Origin of the sequence: Microvirga sp. CF3016 (genome assembly GCF_036314085.1) — a bacterium.
In the GTDB taxonomy this organism is placed as follows: domain Bacteria; phylum Pseudomonadota; class Alphaproteobacteria; order Rhizobiales; family Beijerinckiaceae; genus Microvirga.
Genome location: NZ_JAYGGM010000005.1, coordinates 163,696 through 184,698, shown reverse-complemented (window position 1 = coordinate 184,698; position 21,003 = coordinate 163,696). Strand labels below are relative to the sequence as shown.

Here is a 21,003-nt window from a genome sequence, read left to right as displayed (position 1 = left end):
TCAATCAAAATGCCGGAGGGAAGGTTTTTCCCTCCGGAACAGGCCAGCCGGCTCGTCTCGGCTGGCTGCAGACACGATCAGCTCTTCGGCTTGATCTCATAGGCCAAGGTTTCCTGATCGACGCGCGGTGGAACGGTGAGCATGCCCTTCTTGGCGGCCCAAACAGTCTGGATCTGAACCGTTGGGATCAGAGCCCGATCGTTCATGGAGATTTCCGTTACTTTTTCAAAGAGAGTACGGCGCTTCGGATCGTCCATGGTGCGTGCTCCTTCCTGGAGCAGCTTGTCCACTTCCGGGTTGGAATAACCCTGCTTGTTGAAGGCGCCGAGGCCGATCTGCGGGTCGGCCGTGTGCACAAGCGAGCCGTAGGTATAGCTGGCCTCGCCGGTCAGCGTGCCCCAACCGCTCATCCAGAGCGAGAACTCGCCTTTCTGCTGAGCTGGAAAGAATACGGTGCCGTTGAGCGCGTTGGCATTCACCTTTAAGCCGGCGCGGGCCCACATCTGCGAAAGCGCTTCGCACACTGCTCCATCGCCCGGCAGGCGATTATTGGTGCAGTGGAAGTCGATTTCGAAACCCTTCGGATAGCCGGCGTCGGCCAACAACTGCTTGGCTTTGGCCGGGTCGTAGGGACGCTCGGGTAGGTTCTTGTTGCCGCCGAAGAAGGTGGCGGGCATCAGCTGATTGGCCGGGCGACCCAAGCCTTCCAGAACGACGCGAACGAGCGTTTTGCGGTCGATAGCGAGGTCCATGGCCTCACGCACCTTCGGGTCGCGCAGCGGATTGGCCTCGATTTCCTTGCCGTCGACCTTCGCCTTTTTTGGAAGACTCTCTTTAACATTGGGCGTGATATTCAGGAAGTAGACCGAGTCGGCCACGAAAGTGTCGACCGACTTGTCCTTCTGCATCGCGGAATAGTCGGTGGCCGGCACGTAGTTGACGAGATCGACCTGACCGGATTTCAGTGCCGCCATGCGTGCTGGATCACTCGGGATTTCCTTGCGAACGACCTTCTGCCAGGGCTGCTTCGCGCCCCAATAGCCGTCGAAGCGCTCCAATACGAGGTCGCCCTTCGGCTCCCAGGAGACGAACTTGTATGGTCCTGTGCCGATGGCGGCCTTGCCGGAGTTGAACTGTTCGTTGCGCGCTTCCATGCCCACGGACTTGGATACAACGAAAAGGCGAATGAAATCGTTGGGCAGAGTTGGCGCCGGCGCCTTGGTCTTCACGTGCAGGGTGTACTTGTCGGCGACCTTCGTCTCTGCAACCTGCTTCGTATAGATGGTCATGCTCATGGGTCCGGTGACCACCGGAATGCGATCGATCGAGAACTTCACGTCCTCCGCAGTCAGTTCCGAGCCATCATGGAATTTTACGCCCTCCCGGATCTTGAACTCCCAGGTGGTATCATCGATCGGCTTCCATGACGTCGCAAGACCTGGCTTCAGTCCGAGGTTCTCGTCCGACATCACGAGCGTATCGAAGATGTGGCGAAGGGCCTCCGCCTGACTTCCGAGGGTTGACCAATGCGGGTCGATCGAGTCGGGGCCGGCCCGAAGCCCCATGGTCAGAGTTTGCGCCGAAACAGAGCCGCCGAGAACGGTTCCAAGGACGAGAGCTGCAAAGAGCGATCCACCAAGCTTGAAGTTTTGTTTCACTTCACTTCCCCTCTTGCTAATACCCTGGCTTTTCGTCCAAGGTGTTCTTATCGATTAGAACGGTAGGTCACCCGGTTGCGAAAAGTCAACAGCGCCTTGCCCAAACCTCAATCAACTGCTGACGCTTATGAGGGCATCCGTTATAGCGGCACGGAACAGACGCCCGATGAACGTATCCTTTCCAACTTGGCGGGAGCCCTTGACCGCTCCCTCCCGGTTCCGCTTGGCATCCAGTTGCGGGGCCTGATCGAGTTTGGCATCGCCTTGGGGGAGTTGCCCACCGGCCAACGTCTGCCTTCGGTGCGGGAGCTTGCGGAGCGAGCCGGCATCGCGCACATGACGGTAGCAACGGTTTACCGCGAGTTGCGTGAGGCCGGCCTGATCGAGGCGAAGCCGGGTGCGGGCACCTATGTGGGCGATGGGCACAACAGCGATGGTCTGCGCTCGGCGGCCATCCGCAAGATCCAACGCCGCATCGAGATGCTCTTCAACGAAGCCGAGCAACTCGGCCTCGCCCCTTCCGTGGTATCGTCGCTGGTGAATGCCCGTGCTGCCCGAGGTCCGACGCCCACTCGCCCACTGCGCCTCGTCATGGTGGGCAACTTCGTCGAGACGACCCAGCAATATGCGAACAGGATTAAGGATTATCTCGGCGCGGGTGATTCTATCGCCGTCACGACGGTGGACGCGCTGCATGCGGGGGAGACCTTTCCCCTGCCCTGCGATATCTGCGTCACCCTCGCCCACCGCCGCGGCGAGGTCGAGCATCTTGTCCCCAGCGGCATCCCGGTCGTTGGCCTGAGCTTTATTCCGGCGGAGGAGACGCGGGCACAGCTCGCTATGATCGATCCCATGGCGCGCATCGGCATCGTGTCGATCTTTCCCGAATTCACTGCCCTGATGAAGCCCGGGGTGCTGCGCTTCGCGCCCCACGTTTCCGATGTGGATGTACGCCTGATCACGGCGCCCGATCTGGAAGCGTTCCTGTCCGATATCGACGTGGCGATCTACGCCAGCGGCGCGGAGGCGACTGTCAGACGGATGCTCCCGCCGGATCGCCAAGCCGTGGAATTCCGCTACGTGCCGGATCCCCATGCAATCCGAGCAACGCTGCTTCCCGTAATCGAGCGGCTGCGCTCGTCCATCGTTTCGCAAGAGGACGTTCCTTCATGAAAATCAGTGAGATGAACTGGCTTCAGGTCGAAGAATACCTGAAGGCGGATGATCGCGCCGTGGTTCCGCTCGGCTGCACGGAGCAGCACGCCTATTTAAGCCTGTCCGTCGACAGCATCCTGGCGGAGCGCGTGGCTTCGGAAGCGGCTGCACCGACCGGCGTTCCGGTCTTCCCCGTTCAGGCCTACGGCATCACGCCCTATTTTATGGCCTATCCGGGAACCATCTCGTTGAAAGCGGACACGTATCTGCGCATCATCACCGACATCCTCGATTCCCTCAAGCGCACGGGCTTTCGTCGAATTCTCTTCGTCAACGGCCATGGCGGGAACACACCTGGCCAGACAGCAGCCATCGAATGGATGGGCACAAACCCGGATTGCCGGGTGAAGTTCCACAACTGGTGGAATGCTCCCCGCACCTTCGACAAGGTGAAGCAGATCGACCCGGTCGCCTCCCACGCCTCGTGGATGGAAAACTTCCCCTGGACCCGCCTGCCCGGGGTCGAGCAGCCTTCCCACCAGAAGCCGATGGTCGACCTGGAACGCATGCGGACCTTCGGTCCCGATGGTGTCCGAGAGATCCTGCAGGACGGCAATTTCGGCGGTCACTTCCAGCGCTCAGATGAAGACATGAACGCCATCTGGGCGATTGCCATCGAAGAAACCCGCGCCCTCATTGAGAACTGGTAGATGAACGACACCATTCTGATCTGGGGCGCCGGCGCCATCGGTGGCACGCTCGGCGCCTATTTGGCCCGTGCCGGCGAAGACGTGCTGCTCGTGGACATCGTCGCGCCCCATGTGGAGGCCATGAGCGGGCACGGCCTCTCCATCGAGGGGCCGGTTGAGACCTTTCAGCAACCGGTCAAGGCGGCGTTGCCGAGCGAGGTCACAGGCCAATTCAAGCGCGTCATCCTGGCCGTCAAGGCGCACCATACCCGCGAGGCTGTGCACGACCTGAAGCCACATCTCGCCAAGGACGGAACTGTCCTATCCGCTCAAAACGGGTTGAACGAGATCATCATCGCCGAGGAAATCGGTGCCGAGCGGACCATTGGCTGCTTCGTCAATTTTGGCGCGGATTGGCTGGAGCCCGGTCGCATTCTGTTCGGCAACCGGGCAGCCGTCGCGGTCGGCGGCCTCGACGGGCAAGTCACAGATGCCGTGCGCGACTATCACCGCCTGCTCTCAATCTTCGAGCCGAAGGCGGTGCTCACCGACAACATCTGGGGCTATCTCTGGGGCAAGCTCGGGTACGGTTCCCTGCTGTTCGCGACGGCACTGACCAACGCCTCCATGTCAGAGAACCTCGCTTCCGAGAAGCACTTTCCCATCTATCACCGCCTCGGGCAGGAGGTCATGGCCGTGGCAAAGGCTCGTGGCGTGAGGCCCTTGGGCTTCAACGGTTTTGACCCCGATGCCTTCATGCCGGGCACCGACGAGGCGGCCGCACGCCGCTCCGTGGCGGACATGGCCGAGTTCAACCGGCACACGGCCAAGACCCATTCTGGCATCTGGCGCGACCTGGCCGTGCGCAAGCGCAAGACGGAAGTCGATGCCCAGATCGCGATCATTGCCACCCTGGGCAAGGAGGCCGAGATCCCGACGCCTGCCATCACCAAGCTGGTCGGCCTGATCCATGACATCGAAGATGGGCGGCGCGAACAATCCTGGTCCACTCTCGATGAGATGCTGAAGCCATGAATCTGGATTTCACCAATCGGCGCGTTGCCGTCACGGGAGCCGCACAGGGGATCGGACGAACCATCGTCCAGTCCCTTGCAGCAGAGGGAGCCCTTGTCTGGGCTCTCGACATGGATGAGGTCGGGTTGCGCATTGCTGCTGAGGCTGGAGCCAGCGCAACACGCACTCTCGATCTTGCAGATCGCGCCGCAGCCGGCCGTGTCTTCAACGAGATGGCGGATAGCCTGGGGGGCATCGACATCCTCGTCAATTGCGCGGGTGGCGTGCGCGGACAGGTGGCGAAGCCCATCGAGGAGGTCAGCGAACAGGATTGGCTCGTCCTGTTCGAAGCCAACGTCCACGGCGCATTCTGGTGCTCGCAGGCTGTGGCTCCGCATATGAAGCGAGGTCAATTCGGACGCATCGTCAATATCGCGTCCGGTGCGGGCCTGCGCCCGAGCCTGACCGGCATCCAGGCTTATACGGCCTCGAAGCATGCTCTCGTGGGACTGACAAAGCAGCTCAGCTTCGAACTTGGCCCCTATGGAATTACCGTCAACAGCGTGGCTCCTGGTTTCGTACTGTCCAATCCGGCAACGCAGCGCCAATGGGAAAGCTATGGTCCCGAGGGACAAGCACGCCTCGTGGAAAGCATCCATACGAGACGCTTAGGACATCCGCAGGATATCGCGAATGCCGTCATGTTCCTGACCTCCGACGAAGCAGCCTGGATTTCCGGACAGATCGTCTCCGTGGATGGCGGACGTTCCTGATAAGATCGGACGAACTTTTAAGCAAGACATTCAAGGAATAAGCATGGACGATATCAGCAACCAACCCTGGGCCTGGGACGAGCAGATCTGGCGTGGGAAGGTGGAGCACGTGCGCGCCGGCCGCTCGATGAAGCCGACGAAGTGGAAGAACGGTGCCCGCTGCGCGGTTGCTCTGTCCTTCGATTCCGACCATGAGACCAACGAGTTGCGTGATGGCGGTCGGTCCATCGGGCGCATGTCCCAGGGGCAGTATGGCAATCGTCAAGGCGTGCCGAGGATTCTCAAGGCTCTCGCCAAGTACGATACTAAGGCAACCTTCTTCGTTCCGGCGGTCGCTGCTCTTCTTTATGAGGACGAGCAGCGCCGTGTCGTCGCGGATGGCCACGAGATCGGCATTCATGGCTGGATCCACGAGCTTAACAGCCAACTACCTTATGAGATCGAGCGCGACTTGATGTTCCGGGCAGCAGACACCCTGGAGCGGATCACCGGCGTACGCCCCGTGGGTCTGCGCACACCATCTTGGGACTTCAGTCCGAGTACTCTGCGCATCGAGCGCGAACTCGGCCTTCTTTACGATTCCTCGCTAATGGCGGACGACGACCCTTACGAGCTGCTGGAGCACGGTAAGCCGACCGGCATCGTGGAGCTTCCCGTGGAGTGGATCCGCGACGATGCGATCTACTTCAACATGCATCGCTTCAACGGCCTTCGTCCATATACGCCGCCCACAGCCGTCTATGACATTTTCTTGCGCGAGTTCGAGCGGGCCTATGAGGAAGGCGGTCTCTTTCTCCTGACAATGCACCCCCACGTGACCGGCTACCGCTCACGCATTTGGATCCTCGAAAAGCTCCTTGAGGAGATCACCCAGCGCCCAGATGTATGGATCGCCACCCACGCTGAAATCGCCGCTTTCGTGAAGGCGGAATGCGTCTGATGGGTCGCTCCCCACGGGCCCGGGATGCCGGTTTCGCCTACGGTAATCTACCGACTGGCGCGCTCAACAGCATTGCCGATGTTCCGGGCGTGCGCGTTGGCCATCGCACGCTCATAGATGGTGATATCCGAACCGGCGTGACAGCTATCATACCGCATGACCGCAATCTCTATCGCGAGAAGCCGGTTGCTGCCGTTCATGTTCTGAACGGCTTCGGAAAGAGCGCGGGGTTGGTACAGGTCGAGGAACTGGGCACCATCGAGACGCCGATTCTCCTCACCAACACTCTTTCTGTCGGAACCTGCTGCACGGCGCTCGTGCGTCATGCCATCGAGCGAAATCCGGAAATCGGTCGCGAAACTGCAACCGTGAATCCGGTCGCTTTCGAATGTAACGACGGTTACCTCAACGATATCCAAGCTCTGGCCGTCACGGAGGCGGATGCGCGCGCTGCTCTGGAGAGCGCTTCATCGCATGTTGCGGTGGGTTCCGTGGGAGCCGGTTGCGGGATGAGCACGTTTGGCTTCAAAGGTGGCATCGGCACGACTTCCCGTCGGCTGGAACTCGACGGGCAAAGCTATCATCTCGGAGTGCTTGTTCTGTCCAACTTCGGCCGTTCTGGAGACCTCCGACTTCCCGATGGCAGGGTCGCCGCGCCCGCTGCGATCAGCGCCAGTGATAAGAGTGTCGTGGAGAAAGGCTCCGTCATCGTCATTGCAGCTACCGACATTCCACTGAGCGACAGGCAACTTAAGCGACTTATTCGCCGTTCCGGTGTGGGATTGGCGCGGTTGGGCTCCTTCTGGGGTCATGGCAGCGGCGACATCGCACTCGGCTTCACCACCGGCAATATCCTGGCACATGAGGAGAAAGCGGATCTCGTGGATCTTCGTATCCTCAATGAAAGCCGCATGGACCTGCTCTTCGAGGCCCTCGCCGACGCCACTCAGGAAGCCGTTCTCGATGCGCTCGTCGGGGCCGGTTCTATGACAGGTCGCTCGGGCCACCATCGCCCGAGCCTCCTTGATGTCCTCAATCCACTCGCACCCGAAGCATGAACATGACCGACAACAACATTGCCGACAACGCCTTCGCCCTTGCGATCCACGGCGGCGCGGGCACCATCCTGCGCAGCAAGATGACGCGGGAACGGGAAGCTGCCTATCATGCAGGCCTGCGCCGCGCCCTGGAAGCCGGGCGCGTCGTCCTAGCCGATGGCGGCAGCGCGCTCGATGCCGTGTCAGCCGCAGTCATGGCGCTTGAGGACGAACCGCTCTTCAACGCCGGGCGCGGCGCGGTGTATACCTCGGCCGGCAAGCAGGAAATGGACGCTGCCGTCATGGATGGCCGGGACCGCTCGGCCGGCGCTGTCGCTGGCATTTGCGGCCCTCGCAATCCGGTCTTGGCGGCTCGCGCCGTGATGGAACATTCCAGCCATGTGATGCTCATCGGCGAAAGCGCCCTGGAGCTCTGCCGCAAGCAGGGCCTCCCCTTCGAAGAAAAGTCCTATTTCTACACCGAACAGCGCTGGAATGCTCTGCAGGAAACGCTCGCCATGCGCAGTAGCGGCGCGGATGATCAGGACGAATCACGCAAGCACGGCACGGTCGGCGCTGTCGCACGCGATCGGCACGGCAATCTTGCCGCCGCAACATCCACTGGCGGTATGACGGCGAAAGCGCCTGGGCGTGTCGGCGACAGTCCTGTGATCGGCGCGGGGACTTGGGCGGACAACGAGACCTGCGCCATCTCGGCGACAGGCCACGGCGAGATCTTCATCCGCTATGCGGCGGCCCATGAGATCGCTTCCCGCATGCGGTATGCGGGTCAGTCTCTGGATGAAGCATCGCGTGCCGTGGTGATCGATATGCTGGCTCCGGTTGGAGGTTCGGGCGGCATCATTGCCGTCGATCATGCCGGCAACGTATCCCTGCCGTTTAATTGCTCAGGCATGTATCGCGGCATAGTCAGGGGCGATGGCAGACTCCTGACCGCGATCTACGACGAGCCTCTCGTCGATTTCCAGATTCCCGAGAGGCTCAAGAAATGAAGCATTGAACCGTGGCGCGCACGGATGAATGATGGCCAGCTCTAGCCAAGGGAGAGCCTATCGTGATCGTGAAATTCGCTTCAGCAGCCGCTTTTCTCGCCAGCACTCTCATTTCATCGGTCGTCCTCGCTCAACAGGCAGCCCAGCAACCGACAGGGCTCTGGTCCGTCTACGAACAAAGTATCAAGGGCGCCAAGCACATAGATCTGACCCATGCCTTCGCGCCGGTCCAGCCCGTCTGGCCGGGGTTCGGCCACGCAGAGTTCAGGGCCACGACGGCAGGCGCCGATATCCCGAACTACGTCCAGAAGGGCGACGAATATACCTACGCCAAGCACGGCTTCGTCGCCACGAGCTACTTGCTGACTACGGATCAATACGGCACGCAACTCGATCCGCCGGCCCACTGGGACGAGTTCGGCGCGACCATCAGCGACCTGCCTGCGACTTACGCGATTCGTCCTCTGGTGGTGATCCCAATCCATGAGAAGGTGGCGGCTAATTCCGGATATCACCTGAGCGTCCAGGATATTCGGGATTGGGAGAGCCGGAACGGGCGGATCCCGGAAGGGGCCGTCGTAATGGTCCGCTCGGACTGGTACAAGGGCTGGAACGACCCGGCCCGCTTTGCGAGCAAGCCGCATCCGGGTGTCAGCCTTGACGCTCTCAAGTTCCTGCATCTCGAGCGCAAGATCCTTTTCCATGGGCACGAGCCTCTGGATACGGACACGACGCCGACGCTCGAAGGCGAGTCCTGGCTCCTGCACAATCACTTTACCCAGGCCGAGGGCGTCGCCAATCTGGACAAGGTCCCCGAGACAGGAGCGTTGATATCCATCGGTTTCGCCAAGCCTCTTGGCGGCACAGGCGGCTATGCACGCTATGTGGCTGTTGCGCCTGCCGAATGGCCGCATGGCGTTACGGTGGCGGAGGCTCCCGGGGCTCCATTGCCGAAACAGCCTGCCCCTCTGCGTCGCGATGAGAAGGGCGTAATGCGTCCAACAGCGGGTGCAAAGTGAGCCCCTGTCCGGGTGGGTCGTTCCGCGGCCCTCCCGGCGCCGGTGCCCTGCGGCTATTCCCTCCCTTACGCAAGGGCCTATATCCCACCGGTCGCGATCCAGCCCTGAAGGAGTCTGCCATGCCGCTCAACGACAATCCTGTCTGGTTCATCACGGGATGCTCCACCGGATTTGGGCGAGAACTCGCCCAATTGGTGCTGCGGCGCGGCTGGCGCGCTGTGGTGACCGCACGCGATGCCAGTCGCGTAGAGGACCTGACCCGCGGGTATGAGGAAAAGGCACTCGCCCTGTCACTCGATGTCAGGAAGCATGATGACATTGCCGCGGCCGTCAAAGAGGCCGAGGCACGTTTCGGCGCCATCGACGTACTTGTGAACAATGCCGGGTATGGGTACCAAGCCTCCATCGAGGAAGGCGAGGATGCGGAGATCCGCGCCCAGTTCGAAACAAATGTTTTCGGCCTGGCGGCGATGACCCGCGCGGTCCTTCCCGGCATGCGGGCACGTCGGCGAGGGCACATCGTCAACATCTCGTCGCAGGCCGGCTTCATCGGCTATCCTGGATCCGGCTATTATGCCGCGACCAAGCATGCGGTGGAAGGCTTGTCGGATGCGCTATCCAAGGAGGTCGCGCCGCTCGGCATCCGGGTGACCTGCGTCGAACCCGGACCGTTCCGCACCGATTGGGCCGGGCGCTCCTTGCAGCAGCGGCGTCCGACGATCGCCGACTATCAGGACACGGTCGGCGCCCGCCTCGAGACGACAGCGAACTACAGCGGCAAGCAGCCGGGGGATCCGGTCCGGGCGGCGGAGGCCATCATCAAGATCGCTGAAGCGAACGATCCGCCCAAGCATCTGGTTTTGGGCGCCATTGCGCTCGATGGAATCCGGGAGAAGCTGAGGGAAACCCTTGCGGAAGTCGAGGCTTGGGCGGAAGCGAGCCGGGGAGCCGATTATGCGGAAAGCGAGCGCTAGAGACGCGATTGCATGATGGGCGAAGCGGCAGCCAGCCGGATGACATCAGAAGCAGCGTTCCGTTTTGGTACGCCTAACCCCTCTCTATTCCCACCACAGGAGCTTCATGGCCATGAGTCTTGAATCCGTTCGCGCCTTTCTGGCTCAAAACGCACCGGATATAGAGATCATCGAAATGCAGACGAGCACCGCTACCGTGACTCAAGCGGCGGAAGCTCATGGCGTTGGACCGGAGAGAATTGCCAAGACGCTCTCGCTGCGCGTGGGAGAGAAGAGTTTTCTCGTGGTCACGAGCGGCACGGCCCGCCTGGATAACCGGAAGGTCAAGGCCACCTTCGGCGGCAAGGCCTCCATGCTGGATGCAGAGCAGGTTCAGGCTCTCACAGGGCACCCCGTCGGAGGAGTCTGCCCGTTCGGTTTGGCAACACCGCTTCCGGTCTATTGCGACATCTCCCTGAAAGCCTTCGACGAGGTCGTCCCTGCAGCCGGCTCGATCCATACGGCTCTGCGCATTCAGCCTCAGCGGATGGCTGATCTTGTAGGCGCCGACTGGGTGGATGTGTGTCAATAGCTCCCCCAGGATGAACGGGTGATAGCGGTCACAGAGATCATCCTTCGACAGAAACGCTCACGGCATCCTCACGTTTCGAGCTAAATGATGTAAAAATTATTCTCGGCAATGGCGAGGCCGGATTTCAGCTTAAGGAAGAGGATGGGCCTGTACTTGAGACCCGAGCCATCTGCGTCATAGGAAATGTAGCCGCTTTTTTTGTTGTAGATTAGATAATCGTCGCCATCCTGCGCTTTACTGCCGACAATTACGAAATCCGGGTCCAACTTCCCCGTCTTCCGCAGCTTCTTGAAGATGCTATTTTCCAGACGGATCATATCGTCCTTCACATTGAAGTCCGTGATCGTATCCACAATGAATTTGGCATTCAGCGCGTTTTTGAAGACGAACGTGTCGCGTCCCCATCCGCCAGAGAGAGTGTCCTTGCCAGCTCCGCCATCGAGAGAATCGGTTCCGACGTCCCCGTAAAGCCGATCATTGCCATCTCCAGCTTGCAGGGTGTCCGCATGCGCGCCTCCATAGAGCGTATCGTTGCCGCTTTGCCCGAGCAGCCGATTGCTTTCGGTACCGCCATAGAGACGGTCGTGACCGGCGCCACCCTCGATGGTATCCCGTCCAGTGTCTCCATAGAGAACGTCACTTCCATCTCCGCCAGAGAGGAGGTCGTTGCCAATTCCTCCATATAAGATGTCCTGCCCGACGCCTCCGTCGATGACATCGTTGCCGCCATCTCCATAGAGGTTGTCGTCACCCTGGAGACCATAAATCACGTTGTCACCCGCATTGCCGAAGATCTCGTTGGAGAGAGCATTGCCGGTCAAGGCGATTGGGGAGTAGCCGCCGACAGCCTTCAAGACTTCGATATTGGCGCTCAACGCAAGTGATGTTTGGGTTAGAACGGTGTCGCGCCCCTGTTCGATATCCTCCCAGACGAAATCGAACGGACTGTCTATGATATAGAGATCGTCACCGGCTCCACCGATCAAGGTATCAACATCGTCCTTGCCATCGAGCTCATCGTTGCCCGATGTACCGACGATCAGATTGGAGAAACCACTTCCGATGAGGGACAACGAGCTCGTTCCGACAGCAGCTCTCAGCTCCTCGATTTCCGCATCGGATGCCAATGCGAGGCTGGAGCTCGTGTAGACGATGTCGTAGCCCCCACCGATGGCGTCAAGGACGCGGTCATCCCTGCTGTCAACAATGTAGGTATCGTTGCCCGAACCGCCGTCCAGCGTATCTGCGCCCATCCCACCGTCAAGATAGTCGTTCCCATCGTGTCCCTTGAGATAGTCGCCTTGAGACGAGCCTACGAGGTGGGCATCACCTTTCATGTTGGTCTCGCAATCCGTATGGAAGAATCCTGAAACCGATGTCCTGGCGGCAAACGGTTCGTGAAGGTGACAACAGCCATCGGCGGGTACCAGGAAGCCTTCAGGTTCAAGAGCGGTAAAAGGTGTGTCGGCGCCATCGAAGCTCGGTGCTAACGCCGAGATTCCGTCCTCAGCGGGTCGATTGATCGGCATGTCAGATTGGAATGAGAATCCAGCGAGCACCCGGTTATTTAGTCCTAACCTCTGGTCGGCGCAATACGGGCACCTGTAAGCCCTGCCCAGCGGCGGATGCGTAGGATCGTCGCATGCCTGCCTAGGATCACGCTCGCTTTTCCGTGGGAGATGAAAAAATCAGAATTGCTGCGGGAGCGGCCGACGGGGCTGGGAGCTAGCCTCGTTACCCTTGGCCCCTTTGCTCAAGATAGCCACCGGCGAAGCCGCGAGGGTGACAAGGATCGCTGCAAGCCCGAAACAAGCGCTGTAACCGAAATGCTGCGCAATCCAGCCTGCTCCGATGCCGCCGATCATGCTGACGAAGGCGTCCATGCATTGCAGAAGCGTGAAGTCGATCCCAGCCTGACGTGGATCCGACAGTTTCATGAACTGTGCATAAAGCGCTACGAACCCCAATGCCATGATGGCAGAGGAACTTGCCAGCGCGAGGCCGAGCAGAAGCACATGGTGTACTGCCCCGATCCATGCCGCTGCCCCCAGGCCCGCGAGAGCAACAGCTTGGAGAATGAGCGCAAGCACCAGGATCGCTCTTGCACCCCAATGCCGAACCAAGGCGCCGCTCAGAACCGCGCAGCCGAAGCCGAGAATCATCCCTCCGGCTCCATTGATGATCCCCAGCGCATCCAGGTCGAGACCGGAATCAATGAGAAATGGCCCGAGCATTGCCAAGCCCCACTTCTGCGAAACGGCATAAAGCGCAGCCAGCGCCAGCCCTCTGCGCATTTCCGGACGGATCAACGCGTCGCGGAGGGACGGTCGGTGGGTCCTCGCGTCAGTTGGTGTGATCGCAGGCGATAGGACGAAGGGCAGTCCAAGCAGCACGAGCAGAACCGCCATGGCGATCATGGCCTGCGTCCAGTCAACCCGTGCGACGAGAACAAGAAAGAGACCGGAGCCGATCGCGGATCCAAGATAGGCCCCACCCACCTGAGCAGCATTGCCCCAGCCATGATATCGCTCGGACAGGCTTTCCACAGCATGACCGTCGCAAGCGATATCTACCGTCGAGGCGGCAAATGCGACCACGATGAAGACCGCCATGAGCGGCACGAAGCTGGTCGGACCAATGACGGCGGCCAGGATGAAGCAGATGGCCGAGATCATTCCCCCGGCTAGGACGATGGATCGGGAGCGGCTCGGACCGTTCGACGGCAAACGGTAACGCTCGATCGCAGGAGCCCACAGGAACTTCAGCACCCATGGTAAGACCGCGAGGTAGGTGAGCCCGATCTGGTCGAGAGGCAATCCGCGATCGCGGAGAACGCTGGGAAGGGCGCTGAAGGTAACCCCGCCGATGATGCTCTGGCCAACATAGAGCCCTCCGATCGCCAGGACGGTGGCGAGCGGAGAGAAGGCGCGGACACGTCGCGCTCCGGTAACCGTCACGGTCACCACCGGTAACGCAGGCTTGCGATGACCTTGCGGCCCTCATCCCAATAGCAGTAGTTGGATGTGCAGACCTGACCGTCCTCGTCCAGGAGGTTCGTCGCGTTCACCTGGAAACGCAGCCCCTTGAGGCTTGGATCAAGGTTTTCAAGATCGTAGCGAATAGCTGCATCAAGGTAGGTGCGCGGCTCGTTCTCGATGACAGGGCGGTTGAGGTTGTCGCCGAAGCTGGAGCCGACATAGCGCACGCCGCCCGCGATGCCGAGCCCTCTCACCGGCCCGTCCTGGACCGTATAGTCGAGCCAGAGCGATGCCATATGATAGGGTACGCTCGTCAGCCGGTTGCCGACGGTTTCTGCGGTCAGCTTCTCGATGCGGGCGTCGGTGTAGGAATAGGACGCCTGGACATTCAGACCTTCCGTCAGCGAGGCGACGCCTTCGAGTTCGAAGCCCTGAGACCGCACATCGAGTTGAACCTGCTGGTTAGTGGCATCGATGACCTGATAGACCACCGCATTTTCCTGACGGATATCGAAGATCGCAGCGCGAAGCGATGCGTTGACTCCCGGCAGGTCATATTTCACGCCGATCTCGACCTGTTCGCCTGTCGTTGGCTCGGCCACGCTGCCGCCGAGAACCGTGCCTGGGTTGGGAGTGAACGATGTCCCCCAGCTCACATAAGGCGCAAGGCCGAAATCGGTCACGTAGCCCAGAGCGGCACGACCTGTGAACTTGGTGTCGTCGCGATCGAACTCGAGGCCCGCGCTATCGAACTCGCTGGACAACCAGTCGTGACGACCGCCCAGCGTCAGGCGCCAGTTCTGCCACTTCAGCTGATCCTGGATGTAAATACCCGTGAGGGTCTGTGTCTGATCTTCCCGATAGGAAAGCACCGGATCAGTCCCAACCGGGACGACACCGAAGCCCTGCTTGGAGACATAGCTAAGACGGCTAATGTCCAAGCCGGTCAGGATCGTATGATCCACAGCTCCTGTCTTGAGGCGGCTTTCGAGATAAGTATCGCTGACGACGCCCCAGTTGTTCTCGCGGGTGAGACCCGACCCACCATAGAAGTATTCCTGGTTGGTGCCGAGTGCAGAGAACCGTGTCCGCTGGTGCAGAGTAAACATGTCATTGAAGCGATGTTCGAACTCATATCCGATCCGGCCCTGTCTCTGACGGAAGTCGTTGTAGCGCTTGTCGCCGGCAAACACACGGGTCGCACCGATGGATAGGCTGGTGGGATTGCCTGCAGCATCGGTCGCATAATTGTTGATGTAGGCTGCCGTCCCGCCTGTCGTCGCATCCATGTATTCGCCAAGGATCGTCAGCGTCGTCGCATCATTCGGCTTCCAGGTGAAGGCCGGCGCGATGAAGACTCGGTCGTCCTTGACGGCATCGATTTCAGTGCCTGCCTCCCGTATAAGACCGGTCAGGCGGTAAAAGAACGTATTATCAGCATTGACGGGTCCCGAAACATCGAAGTTGCCTTGCAGGCGTCCATAAGAACCCGTTTGCACTTCGACCTCGCGGAAGGGGAGAAAGGTCGGGCGCTTCGAGATGAGATCGACGATGCCGCCGGTGCTGCTTGCGCCATAGATCGAAGCCGCCGGCCCTCTCAGAATCGTAATCCCTTCCAATCCGTAAGGTTCTAACCGGAACAAGCCATTCGGGCTGTTCACCTGGCGCAGGCCGTCACGGAAGACGCCGGTGTAAGTGACCTCGATGCCGCGGATGGAGAAGGCATCGTAACGAGGGTCAAAGCCATAGCTTCCGACTCTGGCGCCCGGTGTATAGGACACTGCTTCGAGCAAAGTTTGGGGCTTACGGTCCTCCAGTTGCTCCTGTGTGACTGTCGAGAGCGACTGAGGCGTCTCAAGAACTGGTGTGTCGGTCTTCGTCGCACTGCGGCTCGAAGTGGCGACATAGCCGTTTGCCGTGAGGTCACCGCCCTGCCCGCTTCGACTTCCCTCGACCGTCACCTCATCAAGCTGAATGGCGCGTGTATCGGATGATTGGGCAAGCACTTCGCATGCAGAGAACACAAGAGCTGACGATGCCAGCAACGTAAGGGGCAGCTTCACGGCAGAAACCTTCATAACGCGACGATGATGTCCGCCTATCAGAGCCTTTCTTGAGGTGTCAAATACTATAGTTTTTAATTATTTTAATCCTAATTGAGGCAACTTCGAACCATTCTAAGCTCATATTTACATAATAACTCGGGACCGAAACGTTCATTCGCCTCGGGTCGCCCTCAAGACCGACCCAAAGACATTCGCCACCCCTCAGCAACAGTTGGTCAACCACCGACGCTAAGTTTTGGCGGCAAAACACCAGGCATTTCCTGCGTCGGCGCCGATGACATGGAAATCAGGCCGTCGTCATGCGTCATTTTGCAAGTCAAAACTCTTAATATCTCTGAGTAACCCCTGAACTAACCTTGACTCTTCTTTGTCCGACTGATGCCATGCTTCGTCACACGTTGATTTGCAGCAACTCTGTATCAAGAGGCGGGAGGAAGTCATGGGCCGCATCATGAAAGAGGACGATATCTTCATCTCGGGATTATTCGACCTCATGAACCTTCGCTTCGGTCCATCACAGGGCCCCAAGGAAGCCTACGGCGGCATTGAGGAGATGGCGGAGCTTCAAAGGGAGTTCCAAATCTTCCAACGTGGACGCTCGTTTCGCGATTGCGTCGCAGTCCTCAATCTCGGAGGCTTCTGGAACCCGCGAGCACGAAACAGATGGCTCCAGCTGATCGGCGACCTGGGCTCCTATGAGTCCGATATGCCCGGCGTGAACGGCAATGATCGCATCATGGATATGATGGTCGAGAATCTGGCGTCGCGCCGTCCTCTTCCTGTTTTGTTTCAGGCCCATGACTCCCGCAGCGAGGATGGGCGCCGCGTCATCGTGAGGGATGCTCCCACCGGACGCTTCTACATCGAACAGGACCACATCATCGTGTCGATCCCCATGCTCCCGAAGACTGCTCCTCGGCTTGCCCGTCAAACCACGACCGCTGCACGAAAGTCCGCGACCAAGGCAGCGCCAAAGAATGCCCGTAAGACGCCCCGGCGGAGGTAGGTTATCCCGTTCGATGACGAATTGCTCTCCCTCAGAACTTGAGGATTCCTACCGGAAAGTGGCGCAGTATTACACACAAAAGCTGCGCCGCTTCGGTCCCACGCCTCTGGGGGTCGACTGGAGTTGCATGCCCACGCAGGCCCTGCGCTTTCGGAAGCTCCTCAAACTCTGTGACTTCGATAGCCCATTCTCGCTCAACGATGTCGGATGCGGGTACGGAGCCCTTCTCGATTACCTAGCGCTCTATCATCCACTAACTTCTATCGATTATCTCGGAATCGACGTGTCGTCTGCGATGGTTCGCAGCGCGAGGAAGCGTCGGTCCGGAGATCTGATTCAGTTTCACCATGGCAGGGAAAGTCCTCGGCAAGCCGACTACAGCATCGCAAGCGGAATTTTCAACGTTATGCTGGACCAGCCGCTCCGAGTTTGGGAGCATTCCATAGAGGCCACCTTGGTCCATCTCGGCGCAACGAGTCGCAAGGGCTTCGCCGTGAACTTTGTTCATCAGTCCGTGCCTCGGGAAATGGCGAGACCCGGTCTCTACTGCGCGAATCCCATGCAATGGATTGGTTTCTGTGAGAGACGCCTTGGCGCTCAGGTTCATTTCATCGATGATTACGCAATGAGCGAATTCACGCTTATTGTTGAATATTAAGTTCAATCGACGATGAGTGACACTCGATCCATCAGCAAACCTTACGATCGATTGGCATACTCCTGAGGGCCTGATCTGGGGATCAGGAACATCTGACCAGAAGCTTGTCCCGGCAAGCTTTCAGACGAGGCTCAAGGACTGTCGCACCGGTTGTCCGGATCAGCGCCTCGGCCTCCTCCAACAGACTGATGGCATCTTGACAGCGTTCACGTCCGAACTGCTCGATCATAGCCTCGCCGGCCACCATCAACGCGCGACATTCCGTGAGACGGGTCGCTCGATCCCGGGACAAGCTGATCGTACGCTCCGCAGTCAGAAGAGCCTCTCCATATTGTTTGGCATGGGCTTGGCACTCCGCCAAGCCGGCCATCATATCTGGCTCGTAGTCCAAGGCGGCCCTGGCCGCGTGCATGAAATTCAGCCCCTCCTCAAAGTCCTGAATAGCCGCCTGAGTGTCTCCCGCAAGTTGATTGGCCATTGCCGTGCATGCATATGCAAAAACCTTTAGGTAAGGCGTACCATGGCGCTCAGCAAGCTGGCTTACATGTGTCGCGTGTCGATGCGCCAATGCGGCGTCCCCGGACAGCCAGGCGAGGTCGACATAACCAAGGTGACTGATGAATTGAACGGTCGGATCAATAAGCCCGTCCTCGATCGCAAGCATATGATCGAGCCATCCCCTCCCCTCATCGATGCGGTTGAGATGGATCAGGATTCTCGCTCTCAGGCTGAGAGTCCAATGCTCGACGCTGTAGCCCAGGAACCGGTTCTCAAAGTCCTGAACGTATTGCAGCAGGGACAAGGCACGATCATTGGCCTCCAGGGCTTCCTTGAAAAGTCCGGCCCAGCCATAGGCTTGACTCAGTGACGCGTAGAGCGTTGCAGCCCGGCTTTGATTGGCTGCGCCATCCACTATCGCCAGTGCGTCTCTGACCCGAGCGACATAATGGTCTGCAGCTCCTCCACTGGCACCGCTGATTCTTGCCTCGACGAAAAGAAGCAAAGGGATCATCGTATCATCCGTTTCCTTCGCGATCGCGAGAGCTTCCTGGATGTAGGGAGCGGCATCCTTAACCCCCATCCCCTCGCGCCAGCCAAGCCATGCGATCTCGGCACTCGACAGGATGAGCAAGGCGTTGTCCCTCGCGGCCGGACTTTGAGCGTGGACGAGGCGATGGACGACCTGCCACTGCCTGATCGCTTGCGCCGGGTGCATAGACCCGATCCATTCTGCGGCTTTGCGAGCATACTCGGCAGCTTTCGAAAGTATCCCTGCGGCCTCATAGTGAAAGCTGATGAGGCCGGCGACCTCGTCCTGACGCTCGGCATAGTGGCTTACCAAAGCGGGGGCGACGAAGGCATGAAGTCTGCTTCTGCGAGCTTTCAACTGGCTGGAATACGCCACTTCCTGAATCAAGGGATGACGGAAGGAGTAGTAGCGACCATCGGGTCTGGAGTGGTCCTGCAGGAGCTCGACGGCACATAGCCGCAGGAGCGCTGGCTCGATCTCAGCGTGCTGCTCCTGATCACTCACAGCCTTTAGAACTGCATAAGGCACCTCCTTTCCAATGACGGAAGCCATCTGGAGGAGAGTTCGATCGTAGGTTGGCAGCCTGTCGATGCGCTCGCCGATGACAGCCTGAAGCGTCACCGGAAGTGGGTTGTCGCTGATTTCGCCACCAAGTCGATAATCACCAGGCTTTCCGACCAGCACTTGGCTCTCGATCAGTGAATGAATGATTTCTTCAGCAAAGAACGGGTTGCCGTCAGAACGCTCCGCAATACGATTTCTCACATCTTCTAGATCGGCATGAGAACCGACGACGGACGATATGAACCCGTCCATTTGATGGCGCTCAAGATCCTTCAGCTCCAGATGATGAAATCCCGCTCGCTCCATCCATGGAGCCCGATAAGATGGCCTATAGTTAATGATCATCAGCGCATATGAGCCGATGATCGAATTCCATAGGACATCCAAGAAGGCCTCACTCGCTTCATCGAGCCAATGGAGGTCCTCCAGTATCACGACATACGGCTTCGAAGCATGACCGCGGATCAGCCAGGAGATGGTGTCCAGAAGTGCCGCATGACGAATTTTCGGAGTCATCGCTGGCACGAGACTACTCTCGGCGATGCCAAGAAACTCAAGGAGGATTGGCAATGCGTTCTCTGGAGGAGAACCCAGCTGCTCGAGGCAGTCCATGACTCGGTTACGAGCATTGGCGGGATCATCGCCAGTGGATATCCGGAGCAACGATCGGACAGCTTCGAGGATAGGTTGGATCGGAGCAGCTTTTCCGTAGGGTTGAACCCTGACCTCGATGACCGGGATACCGTCTCTCCGGCATCGTTCGGCGAACTCATAGCAAAGCCTGGATTTTCCACTCCCGGCAGAACCACAGATCCCGACGACATGGCTCTCACCGCGGAGAGCAGCCTGCAAGGAGGCTTCTAGATCGGCCATTTCGCGTTCCCGAGCCTGGAACAGCGTGAGATTTGTATTCCTGAAAAGCTCTCCCGATGACGACAACTGCAAGCCAAAGAGTTCATAGACCGTTATGTCATGGGACAGCCCCCGGATGCTTCGGCGGCCAATCAAACGGGCAGAGCAGTACCGCTCGACAAGATGATAGCAGTCTTCACTGAGATAAATCGCCCCCGGATCGGCTAGTGATTGCACTCGATTAGCAATATGAATGGCGACCCCATAGGCTTCCCTTTCGTTGATGGCTCCCGAGAACTTCGTCTCAGCAACGATCAAACCGGAGTGCAGGCCGATCCGAACGGCCGTCGCCCCGAGCGTCTGTTTCGTTTCTGCTTGAATGTTCAAAGCAGCCTGACATCCCAGCAGAGCATGCCCCTCCTGCATCTGCGGCGCTCCAAAGAGCGCCATAATGCCATCGCCCAAGGTATGAATTACTGTTCCGCCGAAACGCTCCACCGCACGCCGCATGAGTGACACAGCTGGCGACAGACGCCTCATGGCCTCCTCGGGATCGAGCTTAGAAACAAGTTCCGTAGAGGCAACGATATCTGCAAAAAGGATTGTAACCGGTTTGAACTCTTCCCGACTCTCCGGTTCCGCTGGGGAGGCATCCGCTGCGGTGGAATCGGAGGTGAGAGGTGACCCACACTGGCTGCAAAACCGTGCATTGTCCGGGCTTGGTTGTGCACAGTGTGGACAAATCATTGCAGCCCTCAGTTTGCACCGTCCTAGATGAATGTCCTTGTTATTTAACGAGATGTTAAGCAGACAATGCAAGCTGTACGTTACTAGTATCGGGTCCTTAGTGATGTCTAGGTCACAAGGCGTTAACACTTATTATGTTATAAAGTTTTTAACGGATGAGGTTCACCTTCGAGCGAAGGAGTGGTCATTCGCCCATTCACTGCGCTATCGGCAAGTCATGGTTGAGATGCAGCTGCCTTGCGGCTTTGTATCGGTGCCG

General features: G+C 59.0%; 17 protein-coding genes. 12 read left to right on the top strand and 5 right to left on the bottom strand.

Features of this window, described 5'->3' with window-relative positions:
- Positions 1-77: 77 nt before the first annotated feature.
- Positions 78-1,658 carry an ABC transporter substrate-binding protein gene (locus VB672_RS09235; RefSeq protein ID WP_329783893.1) on the bottom strand — a complete coding sequence of 527 codons (1,581 nt, stop codon included), beginning with the start codon at positions 1,656-1,658 and terminating at the stop codon, positions 78-80.
- 186 nt (positions 1,659-1,844) lie between these two features.
- Between VB672_RS09235 and VB672_RS09230 the strand changes: the two genes are divergently transcribed.
- From VB672_RS09230 to VB672_RS09185, 10 genes are all read left to right on the top strand, one after another.
- Positions 1,845-2,831: a GntR family transcriptional regulator gene (locus VB672_RS09230; RefSeq protein ID WP_329783892.1), complete on the top strand. Its 987-nt coding sequence runs from the start codon at positions 1,845-1,847 to the stop codon at positions 2,829-2,831.
- Positions 2,828-3,523, top strand: a complete 696-nt coding sequence (locus VB672_RS09225) for a creatininase family protein (RefSeq protein WP_329783891.1) — start codon at positions 2,828-2,830, stop codon at positions 3,521-3,523. Before VB672_RS09230 ends, VB672_RS09225 begins: the two co-directional genes overlap by 4 nt.
- Complete coding sequence (locus tag VB672_RS09220; protein ID WP_329783890.1) at positions 3,524-4,537, top strand: ketopantoate reductase family protein; 1,014 nt, start codon at positions 3,524-3,526, stop codon at positions 4,535-4,537.
- Complete coding sequence (locus VB672_RS09215; protein ID WP_329783889.1) at positions 4,534-5,289, top strand: SDR family NAD(P)-dependent oxidoreductase; 756 nt, start codon at positions 4,534-4,536, stop codon at positions 5,287-5,289. Before VB672_RS09220 ends, VB672_RS09215 begins: the two co-directional genes overlap by 4 nt.
- Before the next feature lie 43 nt (positions 5,290-5,332).
- Positions 5,333-6,229, top strand: a complete 897-nt coding sequence (locus VB672_RS09210; RefSeq protein ID WP_329783888.1) for a polysaccharide deacetylase family protein — start codon at positions 5,333-5,335, stop codon at positions 6,227-6,229.
- Positions 6,229-7,287 (top strand): DmpA family aminopeptidase, encoded by a 1,059-nt coding sequence (locus VB672_RS09205; protein ID WP_329784070.1) that lies wholly within the window; start codon positions 6,229-6,231, stop codon positions 7,285-7,287. The genes VB672_RS09210 and VB672_RS09205 overlap by 1 nt, the downstream gene beginning before the upstream one ends.
- A gap of 2 nt (positions 7,288-7,289) precedes the next feature.
- Entirely contained in the window at positions 7,290-8,279 is a 990-nt protein-coding gene (locus VB672_RS09200; RefSeq protein ID WP_329783887.1) for an isoaspartyl peptidase/L-asparaginase family protein, read from the top strand.
- 62 nt (positions 8,280-8,341) lie between these two features.
- On the top strand, positions 8,342-9,298 hold the full coding sequence (locus VB672_RS09195) for a cyclase family protein (protein ID WP_329783886.1): 957 nt from the start codon (positions 8,342-8,344) through the stop codon (positions 9,296-9,298).
- Positions 9,299-9,417: 119 nt separating this feature from the next.
- Entirely contained in the window at positions 9,418-10,272 is an 855-nt protein-coding gene (locus VB672_RS09190; RefSeq protein ID WP_329783885.1) for an oxidoreductase, read from the top strand.
- A gap of 112 nt (positions 10,273-10,384) precedes the next feature.
- Positions 10,385-10,843: a YbaK/EbsC family protein gene (locus tag VB672_RS09185; RefSeq protein WP_329783884.1), complete on the top strand. Its 459-nt coding sequence runs from the start codon at positions 10,385-10,387 to the stop codon at positions 10,841-10,843.
- Between the two features lie 80 nt (positions 10,844-10,923).
- Here the strand turns inward: VB672_RS09185 and VB672_RS09180 are convergent, their stop codons facing one another.
- From VB672_RS09180 to VB672_RS09170, 3 genes are all read right to left on the bottom strand, one after another.
- Positions 10,924-12,372 (bottom strand): calcium-binding protein, encoded by a 1,449-nt coding sequence (locus tag VB672_RS09180; RefSeq protein ID WP_329783883.1) that lies wholly within the window; start codon positions 12,370-12,372, stop codon positions 10,924-10,926.
- Between the two features lie 159 nt (positions 12,373-12,531).
- Positions 12,532-13,800, bottom strand: a complete 1,269-nt coding sequence (locus VB672_RS09175; RefSeq protein ID WP_329783882.1) for an MFS transporter — start codon at positions 13,798-13,800, stop codon at positions 12,532-12,534.
- 2 nt (positions 13,801-13,802) lie between these two features.
- A complete protein-coding gene (locus VB672_RS09170; protein ID WP_329783881.1) occupies positions 13,803-15,827 on the bottom strand; it encodes a TonB-dependent siderophore receptor in 2,025 nt (674 codons plus the stop codon).
- 499 nt (positions 15,828-16,326) lie between these two features.
- On the opposite strand from VB672_RS09170, the gene VB672_RS09165 reads away from it, so the two are divergent.
- Together VB672_RS09165 and VB672_RS09160 are read left to right on the top strand one after the other, a co-directional pair.
- Positions 16,327-16,893: a hypothetical protein gene (locus VB672_RS09165; RefSeq protein ID WP_329783880.1), complete on the top strand. Its 567-nt coding sequence runs from the start codon at positions 16,327-16,329 to the stop codon at positions 16,891-16,893.
- A gap of 58 nt (positions 16,894-16,951) precedes the next feature.
- A complete protein-coding gene (locus tag VB672_RS09160; RefSeq protein WP_329783879.1) occupies positions 16,952-17,551 on the top strand; it encodes a class I SAM-dependent methyltransferase in 600 nt (199 codons plus the stop codon).
- A gap of 82 nt (positions 17,552-17,633) precedes the next feature.
- Here VB672_RS09160 and VB672_RS09155 read toward each other — a convergent pair whose 3' ends face one another.
- Positions 17,634-20,744: an adenylate/guanylate cyclase domain-containing protein gene (locus VB672_RS09155; RefSeq protein WP_329783878.1), complete on the bottom strand. Its 3,111-nt coding sequence runs from the start codon at positions 20,742-20,744 to the stop codon at positions 17,634-17,636.
- Between the last annotated feature and the right edge of the window lie 259 nt (positions 20,745-21,003).